The organism is Brevibacillus fluminis (genome assembly GCF_052072235.1).
GTDB lineage: Bacteria > Bacillota > Bacilli > Brevibacillales > Brevibacillaceae > Brevibacillus_D > Brevibacillus_D fluminis_A.
In genome coordinates this window covers 2,386,460-2,407,901 of record NZ_CM125436.1, presented here as the reverse complement: position 1 = coordinate 2,407,901, position 21,442 = coordinate 2,386,460, and the positions used below count along the sequence as shown (strand labels likewise).

The window sequence follows — 21,442 nt, the reverse complement described above, 5'->3', positions numbered from 1 at the left end:
GGTTCCCTCCTTTCCTCCAAAATCGCGCTATGCCTCTACCAATGACGGGCCAGCGTTGAAGTAACGCGCCTCCGGATGGGCAAATACCATCGCGGAAACGGATGCTTCCGGGTCCATCATGAATCCTTCTGTCAATTGAATGCCGATGTCTTCCGGTTTCAGCAAGCGGAACAACTTCTCCTGGTCTTCCAGGCTTGGGCAAGCCGGATACCCAAAGGACACGCGAATCCCTTGATAGCGGGCGCCAAAACGCTCCAGCATGGTCATCTCCGTCGGGTCGGGGAAGCCCCAGTTATCGCGCATCACATGGTGGAGCCGCTCGGCAAACGCCTCGGCGCACTCCAGCGCAAGCGCCTGCATGACGTGGGAGCGGAGGTAGTCGCCGCGCTCTTTGAGTACGGTAGACCGCTCGCGGATGCCAAAACCGGCCGTAACCGCCAGGAAGCCGACATAATCCATCTCACCGCTCTCCACCGGCCGCAGGAAGTCCGACAGGCAAAGGAACGGGTCTTCCGCCTGACGCGGGAAGGTGAAGCGTTCCAACAGCTTGCTGTGATCGTTCGGATCATAGATGAGGATGTCGTCTCCGTCGGCCTGCGCCGGGAAGAATTGATACATCCCGTGCGCCTGAATGGTGTTGTCCGCCTTCGCCTCGGTGATCAGGCTGTCGACCACATCGACCAGACGCAATACTTTTTCATCGCCCTCTGCGATCATCTTCTCGACGTTGCCCCGCACGCCCAAATGCTTGCCGAGCAGCATCCGCTGGTTGATGTACGGCTGCAGATGTGCGATCGGATAGTTGCGGAGCACGTGGCGCTCGGTGTCTGGCGGCAAATAGATCGGCGTCGTGCGGCTGATCGCGGAGCGCTTCGGCTTCTGCGAAACCGCTGCCTCGATTGGCTTTTGCTCCTCCGCCTGCTGCGCTGCCTCCAATGCAGCCTGCTGCTCTGCCCACAGCTGCTTGCGTGCCTCTTCATCCTGCAGCTTGTTGGCCAGATCAAGGCCGTCCATCGCGTCTTTCGCATAGACGACGATCCCGCTGTATTCAGGCGCAATCCGATTCGATGTGAACTTGCGCGTCAGCGCAGCGCCCCCGACCATCAGCGGCACATGAATGCCGGCTTCGCGCAAATCTTGGGCGGTGATGACCATCTGCTGCGCTGATTTCACCAGCAGGCCGGACAATCCGATCGCATCCGGCTTTTCCTCGCGCGCCGAGGCGATCAGCTGCTCCGGCGTCACCTTGATGCCGAGGTTTACGACATGGTAGCCGTTGTTCGACAGGATGATCTCCACCAGGTTTTTCCCGATGTCATGCACATCCCCTTTTACCGTCGCGAGCAAAATCTTGCCCTTTGCCGCGCTTTCGCTCTTCTCCATGAACGGTTCCAAAAACGACACGGACGCCTTCATCACTTCCGCGCTCTGCAGCACTTCCGCTACGATCAGCTGGTTGGCGTTGAAGAGGCGTCCCACCTCTTCCATCCCGCGCATCAGCGGGCCGTTGATGATGTCGAGCGGCGCATATTTTTTCAGCGCCAGCTCCAGATCCGGGATCAACCCGTCTTTCGAGCCTTCCACCACATAGGCCGCCAATCGCTCCTCAAGCGTCAGGCTGGACGCTTCCACCTTCACTTCTTTTTTCTTCTGGCGGTAAAACTCTGTGAATTTGGCCAATGTTTCGTCATTGGTATTAAACAGAAGCGCTTCGGACAGCTTGCGTTCTTCCTCGGAAATCGAGGCGTAGCGCTCCAGCTTTTCCGTGTTGACGATCGCATAATCGAGACCAGCCAGCGTCGTATGGTATAAAAAGACCGCATTCAGCACCTCGCGCCCTGCATTGGGCAGGCCGAACGAAATGTTGCTGACGCCAAGGACGATTTTGCATTCGGGCATCGCTTCCTTGATGAGGCGAATTCCTTCCACGGTTTCCTTCGCTGAACCGATATATTGTTCATCCCCTGTTCCAACGGGGAACACGAGCGGGTCGAAAATGATGTCCTGCGGGTTCAGCTTGAAGTCATTGACCAGCAGATCGTAGGACCGCTTCGCGACTTCCAGCTTCCGTTCGCGGGTAACGGCCATTCCTTTCTCGTCGATCGTGCCGACAACGACAGCCGCACCGTATTTGTGGATCAGCGGCACCACTTGCTCGAAGCGCTCGAGCCCGTCCTCCAGGTTGATCGAGTTGATGATCGCTTTCCCTTGGGAAAACTTCAGCCCCAGCTCCAGTACCCTGGCGTCGGTAGAGTCGATCATCAGCGGCGCCTTCACTTTTTTGACCACAAACGAGAGGAACTGCTCCATATCGTGATATTCATCGCGGTCCGGGTCGGCCAGGCAGACGTCGATGACGTGCGCACCGCGCTTCACCTGCGCGCGGGCGATGTCTGACGCTTCCTCGTAAGAACCTGCCGCGATCAAATCTCTGAATTTTTTGGAACCGATGACATTGGTGCGCTCCCCAACCAAAAGCGGGCGGTTGTCATCCTCGACGAACACCGTCTCGATCCCGGAAACCGCTGCTGCATGGGGCCTGGCCTTGCCGCGCGGCTTGATGTGTTTCATCGCTTCTGCGATCGCGCGAATGTGTTCCGGTGTCGTCCCGCAGCAGCCGCCCGCGACGTTGAGCCAGCCTGCTTCGGCAAAAGCCGCCAGCTTGGATGCCAGCCCCTGCGGCGATTCGTGGTAATGGCCGTTCTCATCCGGCAGCCCGGCATTCGGATAACAGCTGACCGCGCATTGCGCCAGCTCCGACAACGTGCGCAGATGGTCTTTCATGAACTCGGGTCCTGTCGCACAGTTCAACCCGATGGAAATCGGTTGTAAATGTTCAATGGAAATGTAAAGCGCCTCGATATTTTGACCCGCCAGCGTCGTGCCCATCGGCTCGATTGTGCCCGAGATCATCACGGGCAATTCGCGGCCCAATTCTGAAAACGCTTTGCGAATGCCGATCCCGCCCGCCTTTACGTTCAGCGTGTCCTGGGAAGTTTCAAGCAAAAGCACATCGACGCCGCCGATGATCAGGCTTTTGGCTTGGCGATAGTAGTTTTCCACCAGCTCATCAAACGTGACGCCGCCGGTCAACGACAACGTTTTGGTCGTCGGCCCCATCGCGCCTGCGACGAAGCGCGGCCATTCCGGCGTGGAGTAATGATCCGCCGAAGCGCGGGCGATCTGCGCCGCCGCAATGTTCAGCTCCTCATCCCGCTCCGCAATGTCGTATTCGGCCAAAACGATGCTCGTCGCGCCGAACGTGTTGGTCTCGATAATGTCGGCGCCCGCCTCCAGATATGTATCATGGATATGGCGGATCACATCCGGTCTGGTGACGTTCAAAATCTCATTGCAGCCCTCCAGATCGTCCCCGCCGAAATCAGCGGCCGTCAAGTTCGCCTGCTGGAGCATCGTCCCCATCGCGCCATCCAAAACGAGGATTTTTTTCGCCAATTGCTCTTGAAATGTAGGCTTTGTCATATGGTTTCCTCTTCCCTTCCCCCATCAAAATACAAAAGAGTCCCCTTCTTATAGAAAAAAAAGAAGAGGACTCTCTACGCATATCACGCAAGTTCCTCTCATCTTTCAAAGCGCAGCGCGCTCTGCTGGAATTGGCACCTGTACACATGTACGGTTGCCGAGGTTTCATAGGGCCAGTCCCTCTACCTCTCTTGATAAGAGTTCCTTAAAGTATTCACAATGTATTACGTTGTATCTTACCATCCCTGTTTCTCATCCGTCAATGGATATTTGCCGGACAGGCAAAGCGCCCAATTTCACGTTCTATGGGCAACCGCCCACAACAGGATAGGCTATCCCGTATAGACTGTAAGCACAAGAAGCAATGAAACAACAGACTTCTTGAACAGATTCACATGATTCAACCACATGGAAGGAGGCACAATACGTGAGTACATCATTTTGCGGAAACTTCTTTGGTGACAGCTTCGCTCTGGTGCTGGTACTGTTCATTCTGCTTGTGATCGTTGGCGCAGCCGATTGCTAATCCCGCTACAAAACGCAGGGGTCTTTCATGAGAGAGCTGAAGCATGTGAGAAAAACATGACATAACATAATTTGCGAATGACGTGTCCTGGTTAACGGGGAGGAGCACGTCATTTTTCTTTTGCAGCGATACCCTTATTGATGAGATAATGAAAGTTACGACCCAACGAAAGGTGTGATCGTCTTTGGAAGACAAAGAGCCATTGTCCAAATCAGCGTTTATCGGCAAGCTGGACAAAATCAAAGAGCTGCATGCAACGGAATCGGAAACGTACGCGATCGCCAAATACCGCACATCCGGTCAGCATTACCTCTGGTATTCGCTGTTCCATATGAATCTGTCCGAGGGCAGAAACGACCAGTTCGAACACTTCCTGCCGCTCGATTCCGACGACGTGCTCGGCTTCATGTTCGGCGAGGAGCCGTACGTATACCCGATCAACTGGCAAAAGCCGTACTTGCGCACCGGAACGGACGACCGCCTGATGTGGTTTGACCCGACGGAAAACTTCAATTTGGAGCAGGAGGCCGAAGAAGAGCACGCCTTGCTCGACCGCCTGCTGCAATACAAGCAGCAGTGGCTGGAAGCCACAGACAAGGAAGAGCTGACCCGCAAGTTTTTCGCTGACCTCGACGACCTGAAACCGGATAAGGAGTAATTGGGGCTGAACCGGCAACCAGACGTTGCATCTGGCGGGACAGTCCGTTATAATGGCGGATAGTACGATAGTTGGTTCGATGAAAAGGAAAGTAGTCTTGTTGCTGCAGCAAAGCGAGTCGGGGACGGTGGAAGCCCGGCATGCACTCTTGATGAAACGCCCCTTGGAGAAACCTCCCGAACGCCACAGCTGGCTGCGTAGGGAGCGTCGGGTCTGCCCGTTACAGCAGTCAAGCGGTTTCGTCAAGCGGACGGCATGGGAAATCCATGCTGATTCGTGATGAAACAAGTAAGAGTGGCACCGCGGGAGTTATACAACCTCTCGTCTCTTTCCCAATTCATTGTGAAGAGACGCGGGGTTTTTCTATTTTTTGAAAGGATGAATGGATATGGATCACAAATTGCAAGTCGCAACCAAAATTACAGAAGCGTTAGCGAGGCTTGGCGTGCAAGATTTTCCGCTGGAGAAAGTGAGCAGCATGCTGGAAACGCCGCCGAATCCGGCGATGGGCGACATCGCCTTCCCTTGTTTCCAACTGGCAAAAGCGCTGCGCAAAGCACCGCCGGCAATCGCAGCCGAGTTGGCCGGCGCCATTTCCGGAGCGCCGCTCAAAGAGGTGCAAGTAGCAGGACCATACATCAACCTGTTTTTGGATCAGCACATTGTCGGCACCGCTATTATTTCCGCTGTCCTCACCCAAGGCAGCGCATACGGCAGCACGGAGGAAGGGCAAGGACGCAACGTTCCGATCGACCTCTCCTCGCCAAACATCGCCAAGCCTTTCTCCATGGGTCATCTGCGCTCCACCTGCATCGGGAACGCGATTGCCAACATCATGGAAAAGAAAGGCTACACCCCGGTGCGCATCAACCATATCGGGGACTGGGGCACCCAGTTCGGCAAGCTGATCGTCGCCTACCAAAAATGGGGTGACGAAGCGAAAGTAAAAGCGGAGCCGATCAAAGAGCTGCTGAAGCTGTACGTGAAGTTCCATGATGAAGCGGCCAACGACCCGACGCTGGAAGACCAGGGCCGCGAATGGTTCAAAAAGCTCGAGGATGGCGACGCGCAGGCGCAGCATCTGTGGCAATGGTTCCGTGAAGAATCGCTGAAAGAGTTCATGAAAATTTATGAGCTGATGGACATCCAGTTCGATTCCACAAACGGCGAAGCTTTCTACAATGACAAAATGGACCGCGTCGTCGCGATGCTTGAAGAGCGCAACCTGTTGACCGAATCCGACGGTGCGATGGTGGTGATGCTTGATGAATTCGACCTGCCGCCTTGCCTGATCAAGAAGTCCGATGGCGCGACGCTATATGCGACCCGCGACCTGGCAGCGGCCTTGTACCGCCACGAGACGTACGATTTCGCCAAAGCGCTGTATGTCGTCGGCGGCGAGCAGCGCCTGCACTTCCAGCAGCTGTACAAAGTGCTGCAAAAAATGGGCTTCGACTGGGCGTATGAAATGTACCACATCCCGTTCGGCATGATGCTCAAGGATGGCAAAAAAATGTCCACCCGCAAAGGCAAAGTCGTTTTGCTCGAAGAAGTGCTGGCACAAGCGATCGAAGACGTGAAAAAAGTCATCGAGGAGAAAAATCCGACGCTCGCTAACAAAGATGAAGTGGCTCGCCAGGTCGGTGTGGGCGCCGTCATGTTCCACGACCTGAAAAACTACCGCCTCAACGACATCAACTTCTCCTGGGAAGAGATGCTGACATTCGAAGGCGAAACCGGTCCTTATGTGCAATATACGCATGCGCGAGCGTGCTCGCTGTTGCGCAAGGGCAACTACCAGCCAACGGGCGAACTGATGCTGGCGGAAGGCGCGCTGGACAGCAAGGAAGCGTGGGCCGTCATCACCGCATTGAGCCAATTCCCGGACATCGTCGACCGTGCCGCTGCCGGCTTCGATCCATCCCTCATCGGGAAATTCGTCATCGATTTGGCGCAGTTGTTCAATAAATTTTATGCCAATGTCCGCATTTTGGCTGAGGAAGAAGATGTCAAGCAGACGCGCCTGCAGCTGGTTGCCGCTGTCGTCATCGTTCTGAAGGAAGGCTTGCGCCTGCTCGGCTTGAAAGCGCCGGAAGAAATGTAAAAAGGGAAAAGAAAAAACAGCAGAATCGCTCTGCTGTTTTTTTCTTTTATTGGGCCGCAGCCGCAGGTTACTCCACTTTCGCCTTTTCCTTGGCGAACCACCCTTTGTATAGCTGCATGATCAGCTGCTTGTTGATCGATTGCGGCTCTGCAACCACATTGCCCACCCCATCGATTCCACGGTACAAGAGCGCGCGATCGTCTGCAGGATCGGACATGGTTTCAATGATCATATCCCCTTGCTTGCCAACCACTTTCCACTCCGGAATCATCAGCTCATACTCGTTTGGGGCAAGCTCAATATACTCTTCATCGTTCAAATCGATCACGGCGTAATCGTCATGCTCGATGACGGCTTCATACAGTTTGCCATTGGCTGAGTGATACAGCTCGATCTCTTTCGCATCATTCAGATGCTGTTCAATTTTACTAAAATCATGGATGGTTACCTTGATTAAGCGCTTCATGTGACTCTCCTCTATCTTTCATTCTTTGCCCATGAGGGGGCGCATTGCTTTTCATGGCATGGGAACGATTTCACTGTATCATGGTTTTTCCGCAATTACCAGCGACACACCTGTTACACTTTTCGGCCGGCCGAGCCGTAATCGCGGATAAATACCTTGACATCGACGATGATCTCGCTCTTGCTGAACACATCATCCCAATTGTTCTTCCACTTTTTCCAACTGGCGTAGTCAGCGATCCGGAATTTGTCTTCATAGCCCAGCACATCCACTTTCAGCTGCTTCTGCAGCACCGCGAGCGCCGCCTTTGTATCCTGAAGCACTTTTTGCTCGAATTGCTTTGTTCGTTCGCGTAAATACGATTCTTTGAAGGCATTGCCCGGATACGTCCAGTCCTCGTTCAGCCTGCCCTCCAGCCGGATTTGCGCGGTGAACACAATCTTGCCATTCGACTGATTGACCGAAACCCTTCGGTTCACATTGCGCACATCGAACACCAGCGGTTTTTTCGTTTTCGGATCGGTGATGCGGATCGCACCGCCTGAGCTGCCCATTCCTTTGAGCAGCAGCAGGGAAAGCCCGGACATTTGTTCCAGATTTTCAATCGTGCCGATCAGCTTTTTGGTTTTGCCGCTGATGACCGCAACGCCGGACAGCCGGAATCCTCCCTTTTCCATCCGGATGTACTGGATCACAAAGCTGTTATGGTCGGAAAGATGGATGGAGATGTCGCCCAATGTCACAACATGCGGGATATACATGGATTTGTAATCGTTCCCCGTCATTCCCCAAATCTCCAGCGAGGGAATCTCCTGTTTTCGCGTATGCGCGCCGAGCAAATCGCTGGCCTTCCCTTTTACGACCAGCATTTGCACGGTGCGCCGGATCTCATGGTCGCGCATCAGCAGGTTGGTGAGCTCGAACATGTTATACTGCCTGGCGATCTCATCGCTGATCAGCACGACTTTCAAGTGGGTAAAATACGGCGTGCGGTCCGTTTTGCTCGCCATCTGGCGGATCATTACCAGCATCGCCGTCCCTGTCGCGTCCACGTTATAGTAGCTATGCACCTGGGTGACGTCCTTGTTGTTGCCAGCGACCGTATTGACGAATTGGGTGGTCAAATGCAGCATATTCGCTTTCGGCCCCTTGTCGATCGCCATTCCGACCGCCATGCCAATGTCCTCAATCTCCCGGCGGTCCCAGCATCCGCTGAGCAGAAGTGCGGGGATGAGCAGCGCGCACAACAGGCTACGTCGTCTTCTCTTCATGGCGCCCTCCCCGCAAATAGCTGACCGATAAGAGTACAATCGGAATGACAGCCGAGGTGAAATAAGCCATGTTTGACAGGAAATCCCCCAGGCGTGCGACTCCATTGACATCGGCCGGATACCAGGCGAGAAAAAACACCACGGGCAAAAAAAGATAGTCAAACAGCTTGATCTCTTTCTGAAAAACTTTACTGAAGCCGAGGCTGGCGAAATAGAAGCCAAGTGTGTAGGTCGTAAAGATTTCGATCACCCAGACGACGATGAACAGAATCTCAAAATTGGCGAAAAACGAACCGGGAAACTCGATTTCTTTGATCACTTCAACCGTAGGCCAGGCGAGCGTCTTGACCTCCGCCGGAGAAAGGATGCCGATGACCATCACCAGCGTCACCACGTAAATCACCATCGGCACGCAAACGCCAATGATGGCCGCTTTCGTGATCTTCCTTTTGTCCTGCGTGCTTGCGGCCAGGATGAGAATGGCTTCAAAGCCCAGATACAGCAGAACCGAGCTGGGAATCCCTTTAAAAACAGGCGCAATTCCTTCACGCAGCAAGGGACGGAAATTATCGATGTCAAAATTGTTGGAGCCGAGCAGCATGATCGTCAGGATCGCGATGGTTGTGATCGGAAAAAACATTTGGCAGAGGCGCACGAGCGGGCTTTGCCCTTTGACAATGGAAAACTGGGCGACCAGCATGAAACAGACGATCGTCACCTCGATCGGCGTCTGCTCCAGAAGCAAAAAACGGATGACCTCTGCATTCATCCGCACTTCATAGGAAACCAGCACGAGCCAGTACACAGCAAAGAACAGGCTCAGAAAACGGCCGAGAAATTTGCCTACAATCAGCTCATTGAACTCGTAAAACGTTTGGCCCGGGTAACGCTGCGTCAATTTCCCGCAAATGTAGACCAGGCCGAGGGCGATCAGTCCGGACAAAAGAAACGTGATCCAGACATCGGGCGTCCCGACTGCTTCGACTGCGGTCCGCGGCAGCGTGACGATCCCGACCGCCACAATGACGGAGGCGATGCTGACGGCAAGCTGGGATGTGGACATGTTTTCATCCAGATACCGAAACATCACGATCCCTTCCTTCCGTTGGAGCTGCGGCGACGATCGAGCGTCCCCAATATCTTCGGCCGCAGCTTCATGACGTACTGCGGCGCTTTGAAAAACGTGTCCTTCAAATCGGAAAACTGATAGTGGGCAAACGTACCCGCGTAATTGACGCCAAAGCTTTTCAGCCCCGCAATATGGCCCGCGATCAACAGGAAAGCCAAAACGATGCCATAGAGCCCGAGAAAAGCGCTCGCCAGCATCATCCCGAAGCGTAAAATCCGCAACGCAATCGCCTCGCTGTACTGCGGGATCGCGAACGAAGAAATGGCCGTCAATGCGACGACGATGACCATAATGGGACTGACGATGCCTGCTTGCACCGCCGATTGCCCGATCACCAGACCGCCGACGATCCCGACCGCCTGTCCGATCGGCTTGGGCAGCCGGATCCCTGCTTCACGCAAAATCTCGATGGTCGTCTCCATAATCAGCGCTTCAATTAATGTGGGAAACGGTACACCTTCACGGCTTTCCGCCATCGAGATTGCGAGTTTGGTCGGGATCAAGCCTTGATGGTAGGACACAAGCGCGATATAAAGCGACGGCAAAAACAAGGCGAACACAAGAACCATGTAGCGCAAAAGCCGCAGCAGCAGGCCGGAATACCAGCGCTCGGAGTAATCTTCGATCGTCTGGAGCAGCATGTTTAACGTGACAGGGGCCAGAAGAGCAAACGGCGTGCCATCGAGCAAGATGGCCACTCGTCCTTCCATCAAGGCGGAATTGACCTTATCCGGACGTTCCGTATTTTGAATTTGCGGAAAAGGCGACCAGTGATCATCTTCGATCAACTGTTCGATGATCCCGGATTCCTGCGCATCGTCGATGTCGATTCGACCCAGCCGCTGCTTGACTTCCTCGATCAGCCGCGGATTGGCAATATTGCTCAAATACAAGAGCGCCAGATTCCGCCTGGATTGCCTGCCGATGATATAGGGGACGATGGTGAAAAACGGATTTTTGATTTGCTTGCGCAGCAAGGTCAGATTGGTTTCCAAATTTTCGACAAACCCTTCCCGCGAGCCTCGAACCGCTGATTCTGTGATCGGTTCCGTTACATTTCTCGCTTCCGGCGCGCAGATGCCCATCATCAGAACCCTGTCGGCGCCATCGATCAGCAAGGCCGCGCTTCCGGCGAGGATGCCGCTGATGCAGTCATCGATCGTCGTAGAATGCATGATCTCCCCCAGCTGCAGCACGCGCAATCGCACTTCATCAACGACGTCCATGGAAGGGGTTTGCGTTTGGAAGGAATGCTCCAGCAACGGCCGGATCACGGCTGTGGCCAAAATATCTTTGTTCACCAAATATTTACTATAGATGAGCGCCGCTCGTATATTTGACTCTCCTAGCAGCATTTCACGGTAGATGACGTCGGGATTATGGCCGATCACTTGCATGACTTGCTCGACATTCGCTGCCAAATCGTTCGTAAGCATAGATTCCGACTCTCCTAAAAGGGGCTTTTAGCGTGTCCCTATTTTTCCCAGTTCGGTATGTTTTATGTAATTAGAGCCGCTGGCATCGCCTGGTGCTTCTTGTAGCAGCTTTGTTAGGTGCATGCTGCCAAAAGGTGCCGCAAGGGCCGGAAACGTTCTCTCATGCTTGCCATATAAAAAAGGGCAGGTATCCCTGCCCTCTTCCCATGCACAAAGCCTCGATCTTCTTACCAGCAGCACCCCATTTAATGAGATTTTGCCTTCGGTTTTGCATTGGCTTTGATTTTGGCTTTCGCATCTCCTCCAGCCGCATTGCCGCCATTCGACTGATGGGAAGCATTACCGCCTGCGCCGCCAATGCCGCCTGTCGTGTTGGAAGAAGCGTCGCCTCCGATTGCAAGCCCGTTAATTCCGCCAGATATAGGACCACTGTTGATCGCTTGCGTGGTGGTCGTAGCGGCAGTAGTGGTGTTGACGCTATTATTTTGATTGTTAACGGTGTTAACACTGCCCACATTCATAACAGCTGCAGCGAAACCGCCTAAACTGTTTTTCGAAAGAATGTTGAGAACCTCGATATTTTCTCCTTCTCCACCTGTGCTGACCGCTACTCCGTCAGTGCCGCCTGTGGCGGTACCGCCTGCACCCGCCACGACATTTCCGCTTCTTCTGATTTCTGCAATGTTTGTGCGAAATACTCTTGTTCTTGAATGTCTGCGCCGACAACTCATATGTTTCACTCCTTTCTTTCGTTCTTTTATAGTTATATTTTTTGATTGGACAGCTTGTAACGGCCAATGAAGGAAGGCAAGCACCTATTTTCCTATCAAAGCCGTTTATTTTTTCAAAGATTCAACCGCATCCAAAAAGGCTTGCCGATACTTCTTCTCTTCTTCCATGACCGACTTGAGCAGCGGCGTCAATTCGCTCGCGGCCTGGCTCAGATTGGCACCTTGACCCGCTTGGCTGCCGAGAAGGGACAAAAATGAATAGACGAGCATCAATGTTGAATAATTATCGACGTACGTCAAATTGTACGCTTGACCACCTAAGCCTCCGAGGGCGTTTGCGGTAGCGTTGGCCGTGGATTGCTGCCCTGCAGGAAGGGTATCTTCATTTTCCACTAATTCCTGACTCACTGTGATCACCCCTTTTCTCGATCCGGCTACTCAACACTCACCTTTAATCTTTGCGTCTGCCTCGGCGGTTCCGCCATTTGCCAGACCGCCGTTTGCGCTGCCGGTCGATGCGCCGCCAGTGCCGCCGCTTCCGCCCACACCATTCGAGTCGGCGCTTCCTCCCGTGGAGATTGCACCGTTTCCACCAACTGACGCAGCACTTGAAGATGCGGTTGTCAAGTTTCCGTTGCCAATGCTCGAAGCGGTCGCGGTGGCTGTAGCTGTAGCTGCTCCTCCAGTGTTTCCGATCGACGTTGTAGATCCGCCGGTTGCCATGCCGCCTGATCCCGAGCCACCATTTCCTCCGAGTGATATGGGGTTGACATCACCGCCGCTCGCCGTTCCACCATTCCCTGCCTGGGCATTCCCACTGCTCTCGATTTCTTTAAAAATCTCAAGTTCATCCTCTCTTCTCCGGGACCCCATCTCGTTCACCTCCCATTAAGCTCGATTTTGCGCTGTTTCATTGATGGCAGAAGCCGCTTATTCAATCGTTTTCCCATTGATTACGGTGTGTGTGGTTACATGGCTTTCCGGTTCGCCTTGTTCGACGCTGCCCTCGGCATTGTTAGCGACAGCTTGTTTCGCCAGTTCCAGGCTGGCATTGATGATGTCTTGAATCTTGGTATTCAAGTTGTTCAAGAAGTTTTCTCCCAATCCCGGCAAGCCATCGACCCCTACTCTCACATTCTTCATGGCATCAGTTGGAAGACTTTTTACCATTTCTCTGATGCTGTTCTCTAACGTATTGCGAAATTGGGCCATCGATTCTTGCATGGATTCCTGAATTTCATTCCGATTCATACAGCTCACCATATCCTTTCTTCTTGTGATACGTTATATATATCAATTTCGGGTACTAGCTGTGACGGCACTTGCAGGAGGACAATCACATATTTTGGTAGAAAGCAAATATAGAGAAAGCAAACGCCCTGGTTCTCACCGCTCCAATGTCTGCAAGAGAAAGCGCGTCTTTTCCTCTTCCCGCTGCAAAAATTGCCGGATCTCGCCTGTTGTAAACTCTTCAAACCAGTTCTTGCGCAAAAATCTTTCAAATTGATGCGGAAAGGCAAGATCGAGGTAGAGCAGCTCCATCTGCTTTTCGCTGAGCGGGTTTTGTTCGAGATAGCCGGACAAGAGCGCAGAAAAGCTGGCCTGATCCCAACGTTTGGATTGGCGCATAATGATAGAAAGCAGCCTCCCCAAATCGACGGAAGGAAAATCAAAGCGGGTAAACTCCCAATCGATGATGCTAAATCGCTGCGCCTGCTCATTCCACAGCACATTCCCTGTATGGAAGTCGCCGTGACACAAAAACTGGCGTTCCACCGGCTCCGCTTGCACCTCTGCAAAATACTGATTTTGGGTGAGCAGCCGCAAAAGGTGTGCGCCTGTCCGCAAGAAGAAATCGACCGATCGCATCACGAGTTGATGCCTTTTTTCTGTTGAAAACCGGTATTGCTCGCGCCAGTCGCTGATCGTTTGGAGCCCCTTCTGGTAATTTGCTTCCCATTCCAAAATCCCCATGCTCGGCTTGACATCCTCTGCGCGAAACCCAAGCGAACACGCATGGAAGTGTCCAAGCAACCGGCCGCGTTCATGACAAGCGCTTTTGGAGGTGATGAAGAGCGGTCTTCCCTCTACGTACTCTTGCACGGTGTAAGGAGTGCCGTTGCAAAAGAAAAGGAAAGCGCCGTTTTCCATCGGGATGGTTCGTGGAATGGCTACTCCTCTTCCCCGTAAATAATGTTCGACTGCCAAAATGAAGTCCATCCGGTCGCGATCCGCAAAGATAGATTTGACGACAAACGGCCCGTCATCGGTCTGAATTCGCAACACGAACGTTCTTGTTGTATAGTGAAGCAATTCTGCCCGGCGGATATTGAATCGGTAGTTTTTCGCAACCATCGGTAGTAACTCTTCTTCCATGCTGCTCACTCCGCTAAGAAGATAAAAGACCTCTCCCAACAGTGTGGAAGAGGTCATTGGGCCATTCTTTACCAGCAAATTAACGGCAGCGCTTGCGAGACGTGCTGCGAACTTTGCGCTTGCATACGCATTTGCAAGGTCTGCAGGGACGACGGCGGCGACGGCGACGATGGTCAGAAGAACTGGAGCTTTCATTGCGACGACGCTCAACCTCCGCCTCAAGCACGACTGGTCCGGTAACGACAGCAACGTCGCCTGGTTCTACTGCACGCGCTGTCAAGATATACGTGGTGCCGCGATCGAACGGGAATCCGGGGATGTTGCCCATCCCGCTCATGACACTGCCTCCTGCAAAAGGAAAGCGTGCATCTACCGTAGTGAATGCCGTTGTAACAAAGCGTGCACCCACATCTGTGGTGTCGATGATGGCAGCAGAATCCAGCGTGCTGAAGATCAGGTTGTTGCTATCAACGACGTTTCGGAAAATCTCGAACAGCACGGGTACGCGGTCCCCGCTCGCATCGGAAGTCGCCTGCCAGCCGACGACACCGTCAATTTTCACTGTCCCATTGCAAGGTACGAAAACCCTTGCCAGTTCCGTGCGGCTGGTGACTGTCGTTGTTCCTACCAATGTAATGTTTTCACTACCGAACGTATTCCGTCTGGCATCAAAGGCAAAGCAATTCTGATTTCTGCGACGGTGACGGCGGCGACGACGATTTTCTTGATGATCGCTGCTGGAACTCGATTGTTGGTGATGAGAAGACGACATGTAAATCACCTCCTAACTTGCTTTCTCATCATCAAGATATTGCTTGTTTTCTATTATTGTCACAGCATCTATCTTGATGGATCTGTCCCATTTTTGCGGAAAATGGGAGATTTCTTATTGTTCAGGCTCCTGCCAGCGAATCCCCGTATGAGCCTGCAGCAGCACCGCATCGAACCGTTTTTCGTCGCGTTGACGGGGGGAACAGTACGTGCCGATCACCGCACCGAGAAAACCGAGCGGAATGCTCACAATGCCGGGATTGGTCAGCGGAAACCACGGTTCCGCCCGGATCAGCCCATGAACCGGGTCCATCACATTCGGGCTGACAATCACGAGAAACAATGAGGAAAGCAGGCCGCAGAACACGCCGCAGATCGCGCCCCCGGCCGTAAACCGCCGCCAGTAGAGCGTGAACAAAATCAGTGGAAGATTGGCCGACGCCGCTACAGCAAACGTGAGGGCGACCAAAATCGCCACGTTCATCTTTTGACCGCCGATGGCAATCAGGATGGAGATGACGCCGACAGCGACGGCTGAGCATTTGGCGGCCAAAAACTGCTCGCTTTCCGAAGCGCTGCCGCCACGGACGATATGGCTGTAAAAATCGTGCGCAAACGCGGATGAGGCCGACATGACAAGCCCGGTCACCACTGCCAGGATGGTGGCGAAGGCGACAGCGGAGATATACGCCATCAAAAATTCGCCGCCGAGCGCGCGTGCCAGCATCGGGACGGTCAAGTTGCCGCCGAACTCCGCTGCGCGGATCGCGTCCCACCCGACAAATGAAATCGCGCCGAACCCAAGCACAAACGTCATCAAATAGAAAGCGCCGATCATCCAGGTAGCATTCATCACCGAGCGCCGCGTTTCAATCGCATCGCGCACGGTAAAAAAACGGACCAAAATGTGGGGCAGGCCCGCCGTGCCCAAAATCAGCGCGAGATGAAGCGAGATCGTATCAAATGGATTTTCGAATTGGTTGCCGGGGTACAAAATGTTGATCCCATATGGCGTCGCACTGGTCACATGGTCAAACATGGCCACGAGGCTCCAGTCGAATCGCGCCAGCACGATCAGGCAGACGATCAGCGTGCCGGACAAGAGCAAGATCGCCTTGATGATCTGCACCCAGGAAGCGGCAATCATCCCGCCGAACAGCACGAAGGTCGTCATCAAGCTTCCAACGATAAAGACGGCTGATCGATAATCGACATCCAGCAGCAGATGGATCAGCGCGCCTGCCCCGACGAGCTGGGCGATCATGTAAAAGATCGTGATCAATATGTTGGTCATCGCGATGACGCCGCGCAATCGCTTGCTGTCGAAGCGCTGGATGATCGAATCGGCCAGCGTATACTTGCCCAGATTGTGCAGCGGCTCCGCCACCATGAACAGGATGACCAGATAGGAGACAAGGAACCCGAGCGAATAAAAAAAGCCGTCGAATCCGTAAATGCCGATCGCACCGGTGATTCCCAAAAAGGAAGCCGCGCTCATGTAATCGCCGGCGATGGCCAACCCGTTCTGCATGCCGGTCAGCCGGTTGCCCGCCGCATAAAAGTCATGCGGGGTCGAGGTTCGTTTTGCCGCCGAATACGTAATTGCCAATGTTCCGACAATAATGGCCAAAAAAAAGAAAACGGTCGTAATATCCATCGCAAGTTCCTTTTCATTAAGCTTTTCCATTATTATACACGGGGTGCAAGATCGATGGGAAAGAAAAAAGCCGGAAAACCTGCGGGTTATCCGGCGTTGTTTCTATGTGTTACACAGTTCCTTTGATCCCTGTGTTGGCCTGAACCAAAATCTCGTCGAATTTTTTCTCATCCGCAGGCGCATTGGAGGAGAACAATGTGCCCAGAAAAGCGGCCAAAAAGCCTAACGGGATGGAAACAATGCCAGGGTTGGCGAGCGGGAAGAGCGGTTCGCCGACCAAAATCGCTGCTCCTTCTTTCACCGCCCACACATTCGGGCCGGCAATCACCAGCAGCAAGGCGCTGAACAACCCGACCAGCATCCCTGTCACCGCGCCTGTCGTATTGAAACGCTTCCAGAAGATCGTGAAGATGATGACCGGAAGATTGGCGCTCGCTGCCACAGCAAACGCAAGCGAGACAAGGAACGCAACGTTCATTTTTTGTGCAAACAAGGCAAGGATGATGGAGATGATGGAAACGCCGATCGATGCCCATTTCGCGACCTTCACCTGCTCGCCTTCCGTCGCCTTTCCCTTGCGCACGATATGGCTGTAAAAATCGTGGGAGAAGGCAGAAGCGGCGGTCAGCACCAAACCTGCGACTACGGCGAGAATGGTGGCGAATGCGATGGCCGAAACGAACGCGAACAGGAAGTCGCCTCCCAACACTTTTGCCAAAAGCGGTGCGGCCATGTTCCCCGCCTTGTCGGCAGCCTTGATCGCGTCAATGCCGACGAAAGCGGCGGCGCCAAAGCCAAGGAACAGTGTCATGACATAAAAGATCCCGATGATCCAGGTTGCATACACGACCGATTTTCTCGCCGTTTGTGCGTCCTTTACGGTGAAGAAGCGAATCAGAATGTGCGGAAGCCCTGCCGTTCCAAGCACAAGCGCCATGTTCAGCGAGATCATGTCGATGCCATCCTTGTACTTGTTGCCGGGATTGAGGAACACGTCGCCAAGCGGTGTCGCCGTCTTCATATGGGCGAACATCGCATCGATGCTGAAGCCGAATTTGGCGAACACGATCAGCGAGATGATGAAGGTGCCTGCCATCAGCAGAACGGCCTTGACGATCTGCACCCAGCTTGTCGCCGTCATCCCGCCGAATACGACGTAAACAGTCATCAGCACGCCGACGATCAGAACGGACGTCGTATAGTCGAGGCCCAGCAGCAGCTTGATCAAAGCGCCCGCGCCGACCAGCTGCGCGATCATGTAAAAGATCGAGATGGTTACCGTATTGAGCGCCGCGACGCCGCGAACCTTTTTATCGTCAAATCGCGCGGCGATCATGTCAGCCATCGTATATTTGCCAAGGTTGCGCAGCGGCTCCGCCACCAGGTAAAGCACGACCAGATAGGCGACAAGGAACCCGATGCTGTAGAAGAAGCCGTCAAAGCCGACGAGCGCAATCGTTCCGGCAATCCCCAAAAACGATGCAGCGGACATGTAGTCCCCGGCGATCGCCAGCCCGTTTTGCCAGCCGGTCAAGCCGCCGCCCGCTGTATAAAACTCGCTAGCCGTCTTGGAACGCTTGGAAGCGAAATAGGTGATCACCAGTGTTACGAGCACGATTGCCAAAAAGAGAAGAAATGCGGTTACATTCATTGCGAGTCACCACCTTTTGCCCATTTCTGCTTGATTTCATCCACCATCTGGTCGAACTTCCCTGCCTTGCGGGTGTAGATCATGCAGAGCGCCCAGGTCATGATGAACTGCGCGAAGGCAAACACCCATGCCCATGTGATCGATCCGTAAAACGGGGTGTTCAGCACTTTTGAATAGGCGGTCATGAGTGGCAATGCGAAGTAAAAAATAAAGAAAAAGAGCGTAAGAGGAATGATAAAAGCTTTTTTCGCGGCAAGCAACCGCTTGAAATCTTGTGACTGCACGATCGCTGTGTACCGATCTTTCTGTTCACTGCTCCCCTTCTGCTGTGACTGTTTCCCGGCTGTCGATTGGGCCATACACACCAGCTCCTTTTTCGGAAAATTACATTTTGTAAGCGCTTTAATTTGATTATATGTTTTTTTCGGAGGGCTGGCTGGTTTCGCGTGTATGATGCGCGATTGTTTGCGTGAATCGCACAAAAAAGGGAGTGTTTGGCGTTAGCTGCCTTCCAGCAGCTTGAGCAGCTCTTTCGCATAGGAGCGCGAGACGGGCAGCTGGGTGCGTTTGGCGTCCTTTAGCGTGAGATTGTAAGCCCCGTTAAACCAGGGGGCGATTTCTGCAACATACAAAATGTTGACCAAATAACTGCGGTGAATGCGGAAAAAAGGATGCGCTTTCAATTTGTCCTCCAACTGCTGCAGCGTCATCTTTGACGTGTAGCACTGTGTGGCCGTATAAATCTGGATGACGCGGTCATCGCGCATCGCATAGAGAATCGCTTCCGGGTCGATCACGTTGAAGCGCTCCCCGTCATCAAGCAGCAGCTTGGCGACCCGCGTTGACTGCGGCAAGGTACCTTGCGGCGCTTGCGGGGCCTGCGCAGACTGCAGCCTGCCGCGCACGCGGGTCAATGTTTGCTGCAGTCGGTGCGGCTCGATCGGCTTGAGCAAATAATCGACGGCATTGACGCCGAACGCCTCCAGCGCGTAATTTTCATAGGCGGTGCAAAACACGAGGAGCGGCTGCCGCTTTCGCGCCGCCAGCATGCGTGCCGCCTGTATGCCTTCCATTTCCGGCATTTTGATATCGAGAAACACGACGTCAGGCTCATGCGCTGCCACCAATTCCACCAGCTCGCGCCCGTTCGTCGCGCTTGGCAGCAGCTCAATTTCCTCTTCCTGCGCCAAGAGATAGGTAAGCTCTTCTCTGGCCAGCCGTTCATCTTCTGCAATCATGACGCGAATGCGCATCCTTACTCATCTCCTTTATGGTGGTGGATCGGTACGGAAAAGAACACCCTCGTCCCGCCCTCCTCCCGATTGGCATAATGAAGCCGGCTTCCTGTGCCAAACAGGCTGACCAGGCGCTGATTCACATTGTACACCCCGATGCCGTTCCCTTCCGCACTGGGCAGGTTGACCGCGCCCAGCTGCTCGATTTGCTGCTCGGACAGCCCCTCTCCGTTATCTTCGATCGCGATATGGACCTCTTCCCCAACGCGGCGAAGCGAGATGAGAATCAGGCCGCCGGATGGCTTTGCCTTGAGCCCGTGCTGGATGCTGTTTTCGATCAACGGCTGGAGCGTGAGCGGCGGAATCATCGCCTCCCCGATTCCTTCCTGCGTCTCATAGACAACGCTGAACTGATCGGCGAAGCGGATTTTCACGATTTCCAGAAACGCCTGCAAATGGTCAAGCTCCTGATGAATCGGCACCAGCTGCATCGTCGTCATTTTCAGATTGAGCCGCATGAACACGGAAAGCTGAATCGTCATGTGGCGGGCCAAGGACGGATCGATGCGGATCAAGGTGACGATCGAATTGAGCGTATTGAACAAGAAGTGCGGATTGATTTGCGCTTGCAGCAGCCGCAGCTCCGCATCCTTCATCAGGCTGGTCATTTTTTCTGCAAAGGAGAGGTTCAGCTGATTGGAGATTAGATTGCCAAGCCCTTGCGCCACCACTTCCTCGATTTTGCGAATTTGTTGGGACCGCTGGTAATACAGCTTGATCAGCCCGACCACCCGTCCCGCCTCGCAAAACGGAATGATGATTCCTGCGCGGAGCGGGCAATCCGCGTGCGGGCATTGAATCTGCTCGCGGGAGTGCGCGACCTGTACCTTGCCCGTCGCCAGCGCGAGAAGCGACAGCTGCGTCTGCACCCGCTCGCCCGGCTCATGATGACCGGACCCCACGCCGCTGTGGGCCAAAATATACTGTGTATCCGTAATGGTCACAGCCGTCACCTGCATCTCCCGCTTCAGGATTTGGGCTGTCTGTTCCGCTGTCTGCTTGGTCAAGCCTCGCTTGAGATGTGGCAGGATCAGTTCGGCAATCTTGAGGGCACGCTCGGCTTCAAAAGCGGCCGACCGCTCCTCCTCCTTCAAAGCCAGACGAATCATCGTGGTGAAAATCGCGATGAACACGCTGTTGGTGATCACCATCGGAATCCCGATCGTATTGACCAGCCGGATCGCCGTGTCCGAGGGACTGGCAAAAATCAGGATCAGCCCCATCTGCAAAATCGGCGCAAACATCCCGATGAACAACGCTTTGGCTGGTGAGATGACCCGCTCATCCGAAAAGAAACGCGCGACCCAGCCGGTCAACAGCCCGGTGAGCGGAGCCGACAGCCCCATCGGCAGCGCGGCGAATCCGCCCAGCGAATAGAGATGGATTCCCGTCACAATGCCTGCGCCAAGTCCGACCAACGGCCCGCCGAGCAGGCCGCCGATGACGACCCCGACGAGGCTGGAATTGGCGATCGCCTCTTGCTCCATGAGTCTCACCATCCAGAAGGAAGGCGAAAACGTGTCTTTTGTCACCACGACGCCCGCATATGTTCCCGCGATGCCAAACAGTCCGAACATGAACGAAAAGGTAAGCGAGGTGAGCATGCTGAACTGACGGTCGAGCAGCTGCCGAATTTGCCGAATCTGGATCAGTGTGAAGGTGACAGCCAGGAGCAGCCCCATCCGCTCCAGCAGCACCAGCGTCAATGTCTCCACCTGTCATCTCCCCTTTCGTGCACGCGTAGCGAGCAGGTGCGTTTTGCGGCAATAGAAAGAGCCTCCCGCGGGAGACCCAAGGAGCTTGCTGCTAATAACTAATTTGTCTACGCTCATTTCTAAAAGTTTGTTGCTTTTAGAAAGCCGTGAGTGCCTGACGTGTTAAGTCAAGC

Annotated in this window: 20 protein-coding genes and 1 riboswitch; of the genes, 4 read left to right on the top strand and 16 right to left on the bottom strand. The window is 53.9% G+C overall.

What is annotated here, in order from left to right; all coding sequences use genetic code 11:
- Positions 1-27: 27 nt before the first annotated feature.
- Positions 28-3,483 (bottom strand): methionine synthase, encoded by a 3,456-nt coding sequence (gene metH / locus ACTID9_RS11870; protein ID WP_441071449.1) that lies wholly within the window; start codon positions 3,481-3,483, stop codon positions 28-30.
- 95 nt (positions 3,484-3,578) lie between these two features.
- A riboswitch (SAM riboswitch) is annotated at positions 3,579-3,684 on the bottom strand.
- A gap of 226 nt (positions 3,685-3,910) precedes the next feature.
- Here metH and ACTID9_RS11865 point away from each other — a divergent pair.
- The 4 genes from ACTID9_RS11865 (at position 3,911) to argS (ending at position 6,771) form a co-directional block, all read left to right on the top strand.
- Positions 3,911-4,009 carry a YjcZ family sporulation protein gene (locus tag ACTID9_RS11865; protein ID WP_354092433.1) on the top strand — a complete coding sequence of 33 codons (99 nt, stop codon included), beginning with the start codon at positions 3,911-3,913 and terminating at the stop codon, positions 4,007-4,009.
- A gap of 184 nt (positions 4,010-4,193) precedes the next feature.
- Positions 4,194-4,667: a hypothetical protein gene (locus ACTID9_RS11860; RefSeq protein ID WP_441071448.1), complete on the top strand. Its 474-nt coding sequence runs from the start codon at positions 4,194-4,196 to the stop codon at positions 4,665-4,667.
- Between the two features lie 79 nt (positions 4,668-4,746).
- Positions 4,747-4,947 (top strand): hypothetical protein, encoded by a 201-nt coding sequence (locus tag ACTID9_RS11855; protein WP_441071447.1) that lies wholly within the window; start codon positions 4,747-4,749, stop codon positions 4,945-4,947.
- Positions 4,948-5,055: 108 nt separating this feature from the next.
- The gene (gene argS / locus ACTID9_RS11850) at positions 5,056-6,771 is read left to right on the top strand and encodes an arginine--tRNA ligase (protein WP_441071446.1); all 1,716 of its coding nucleotides are present in this window, start codon (positions 5,056-5,058) and stop codon (positions 6,769-6,771) included.
- Between the two features lie 67 nt (positions 6,772-6,838).
- Here argS and ACTID9_RS11845 read toward each other — a convergent pair whose 3' ends face one another.
- The 15 genes from ACTID9_RS11845 to ACTID9_RS11775 form a co-directional block, all read right to left on the bottom strand.
- Entirely contained in the window at positions 6,839-7,237 is a 399-nt protein-coding gene (locus ACTID9_RS11845) for a hypothetical protein (protein ID WP_441071445.1), read from the bottom strand.
- 113 nt (positions 7,238-7,350) lie between these two features.
- Positions 7,351-8,508, bottom strand: a complete 1,158-nt coding sequence (locus tag ACTID9_RS11840) for a Ger(x)C family spore germination protein (RefSeq protein WP_441071444.1) — start codon at positions 8,506-8,508, stop codon at positions 7,351-7,353.
- Positions 8,489-9,595: a GerAB/ArcD/ProY family transporter gene (locus ACTID9_RS11835; protein WP_441071443.1), complete on the bottom strand. Its 1,107-nt coding sequence runs from the start codon at positions 9,593-9,595 to the stop codon at positions 8,489-8,491. The genes ACTID9_RS11840 and ACTID9_RS11835 overlap by 20 nt, the downstream gene beginning before the upstream one ends.
- A complete protein-coding gene (locus ACTID9_RS11830) occupies positions 9,595-11,073 on the bottom strand; it encodes a spore germination protein (protein ID WP_441071442.1) in 1,479 nt (492 codons plus the stop codon). Before ACTID9_RS11830 ends, ACTID9_RS11835 begins: the two co-directional genes overlap by 1 nt.
- 245 nt (positions 11,074-11,318) lie before the next feature.
- Positions 11,319-11,804 carry a hypothetical protein gene (locus ACTID9_RS11825; RefSeq protein WP_441071441.1) on the bottom strand — a complete coding sequence of 162 codons (486 nt, stop codon included), beginning with the start codon at positions 11,802-11,804 and terminating at the stop codon, positions 11,319-11,321.
- A 105-nt stretch (positions 11,805-11,909) separates the two neighbouring features.
- Positions 11,910-12,212, bottom strand: coding sequence for a hypothetical protein (locus tag ACTID9_RS11820; protein WP_441071440.1), 303 nt, complete (start codon positions 12,210-12,212; stop codon positions 11,910-11,912).
- Positions 12,213-12,242: 30 nt separating this feature from the next.
- Positions 12,243-12,677, bottom strand: coding sequence for a hypothetical protein (locus tag ACTID9_RS11815; RefSeq protein WP_441071439.1), 435 nt, complete (start codon positions 12,675-12,677; stop codon positions 12,243-12,245).
- A 57-nt stretch (positions 12,678-12,734) separates the two neighbouring features.
- Complete coding sequence (locus ACTID9_RS11810) at positions 12,735-13,055, bottom strand: hypothetical protein (protein WP_441071438.1); 321 nt, start codon at positions 13,053-13,055, stop codon at positions 12,735-12,737.
- A gap of 135 nt (positions 13,056-13,190) precedes the next feature.
- Entirely contained in the window at positions 13,191-14,180 is a 990-nt protein-coding gene (locus ACTID9_RS11805) for a CotS family spore coat protein (protein WP_441071437.1), read from the bottom strand.
- Positions 14,181-14,259: 79 nt separating this feature from the next.
- On the bottom strand, positions 14,260-14,952 hold the full coding sequence (locus ACTID9_RS11800; RefSeq protein ID WP_441071436.1) for a hypothetical protein: 693 nt from the start codon (positions 14,950-14,952) through the stop codon (positions 14,260-14,262).
- Positions 14,953-15,066: 114 nt separating this feature from the next.
- A complete protein-coding gene (locus ACTID9_RS11795; RefSeq protein WP_441071435.1) occupies positions 15,067-16,608 on the bottom strand; it encodes a solute symporter family protein in 1,542 nt (513 codons plus the stop codon).
- Between the two features lie 109 nt (positions 16,609-16,717).
- Positions 16,718-18,259: a solute symporter family protein gene (locus ACTID9_RS11790; RefSeq protein WP_441071434.1), complete on the bottom strand. Its 1,542-nt coding sequence runs from the start codon at positions 18,257-18,259 to the stop codon at positions 16,718-16,720.
- Positions 18,256-18,618 carry a DUF485 domain-containing protein gene (locus tag ACTID9_RS11785; RefSeq protein WP_441071433.1) on the bottom strand — a complete coding sequence of 121 codons (363 nt, stop codon included), beginning with the start codon at positions 18,616-18,618 and terminating at the stop codon, positions 18,256-18,258. Before ACTID9_RS11785 ends, ACTID9_RS11790 begins: the two co-directional genes overlap by 4 nt.
- Positions 18,619-18,759: 141 nt before the next feature.
- Positions 18,760-19,512 carry a LytR/AlgR family response regulator transcription factor gene (locus tag ACTID9_RS11780; protein WP_441071432.1) on the bottom strand — a complete coding sequence of 251 codons (753 nt, stop codon included), beginning with the start codon at positions 19,510-19,512 and terminating at the stop codon, positions 18,760-18,762.
- Positions 19,513-19,514: 2 nt separating this feature from the next.
- Positions 19,515-21,269: a LytS/YhcK type 5TM receptor domain-containing protein gene (locus tag ACTID9_RS11775; protein ID WP_441071431.1), complete on the bottom strand. Its 1,755-nt coding sequence runs from the start codon at positions 21,267-21,269 to the stop codon at positions 19,515-19,517.
- Positions 21,270-21,442: the final 173 nt, after the last annotated feature.

Coding starts and splice junctions, on each gene's coding strand:
- ACTID9_RS11840 (WP_441071444.1), bottom strand. CDS start 8,508: ATGAAGAGAAGACGACGTAGCCTGTTGTGCGCGCTGCTCATCCCCGCA.
- ACTID9_RS11830 (WP_441071442.1), bottom strand. CDS start 11,073: ATGCTTACGAACGATTTGGCAGCGAATGTCGAGCAAGTCATGCAAGTG.
- argS (WP_441071446.1), top strand. CDS start 5,056: ATGGATCACAAATTGCAAGTCGCAACCAAAATTACAGAAGCGTTAGCG.
- ACTID9_RS11780 (WP_441071432.1), bottom strand. CDS start 19,512: ATGCGCATTCGCGTCATGATTGCAGAAGATGAACGGCTGGCCAGAGAA.
- ACTID9_RS11815 (WP_441071439.1), bottom strand. CDS start 12,677: ATGGGGTCCCGGAGAAGAGAGGATGAACTTGAGATTTTTAAAGAAATC.
- ACTID9_RS11835 (WP_441071443.1), bottom strand. CDS start 9,595: ATGTTTCGGTATCTGGATGAAAACATGTCCACATCCCAGCTTGCCGTC.
- metH (WP_441071449.1), bottom strand. CDS start 3,483: ATGACAAAGCCTACATTTCAAGAGCAATTGGCGAAAAAAATCCTCGTT.
- ACTID9_RS11825 (WP_441071441.1), bottom strand. CDS start 11,804: ATGAGTTGTCGGCGCAGACATTCAAGAACAAGAGTATTTCGCACAAAC.
- ACTID9_RS11855 (WP_441071447.1), top strand. CDS start 4,747: ATGAAAAGGAAAGTAGTCTTGTTGCTGCAGCAAAGCGAGTCGGGGACG.
- ACTID9_RS11845 (WP_441071445.1), bottom strand. CDS start 7,237: ATGAAGCGCTTAATCAAGGTAACCATCCATGATTTTAGTAAAATTGAA.
- ACTID9_RS11805 (WP_441071437.1), bottom strand. CDS start 14,180: ATGGAAGAAGAGTTACTACCGATGGTTGCGAAAAACTACCGATTCAAT.
- ACTID9_RS11810 (WP_441071438.1), bottom strand. CDS start 13,055: ATGAATCGGAATGAAATTCAGGAATCCATGCAAGAATCGATGGCCCAA.
- ACTID9_RS11795 (WP_441071435.1), bottom strand. CDS start 16,608: ATGGATATTACGACCGTTTTCTTTTTTTTGGCCATTATTGTCGGAACA.
- ACTID9_RS11790 (WP_441071434.1), bottom strand. CDS start 18,259: ATGAATGTAACCGCATTTCTTCTCTTTTTGGCAATCGTGCTCGTAACA.
- ACTID9_RS11800 (WP_441071436.1), bottom strand. CDS start 14,952: ATGTCGTCTTCTCATCACCAACAATCGAGTTCCAGCAGCGATCATCAA.
- ACTID9_RS11785 (WP_441071433.1), bottom strand. CDS start 18,618: ATGGCCCAATCGACAGCCGGGAAACAGTCACAGCAGAAGGGGAGCAGT.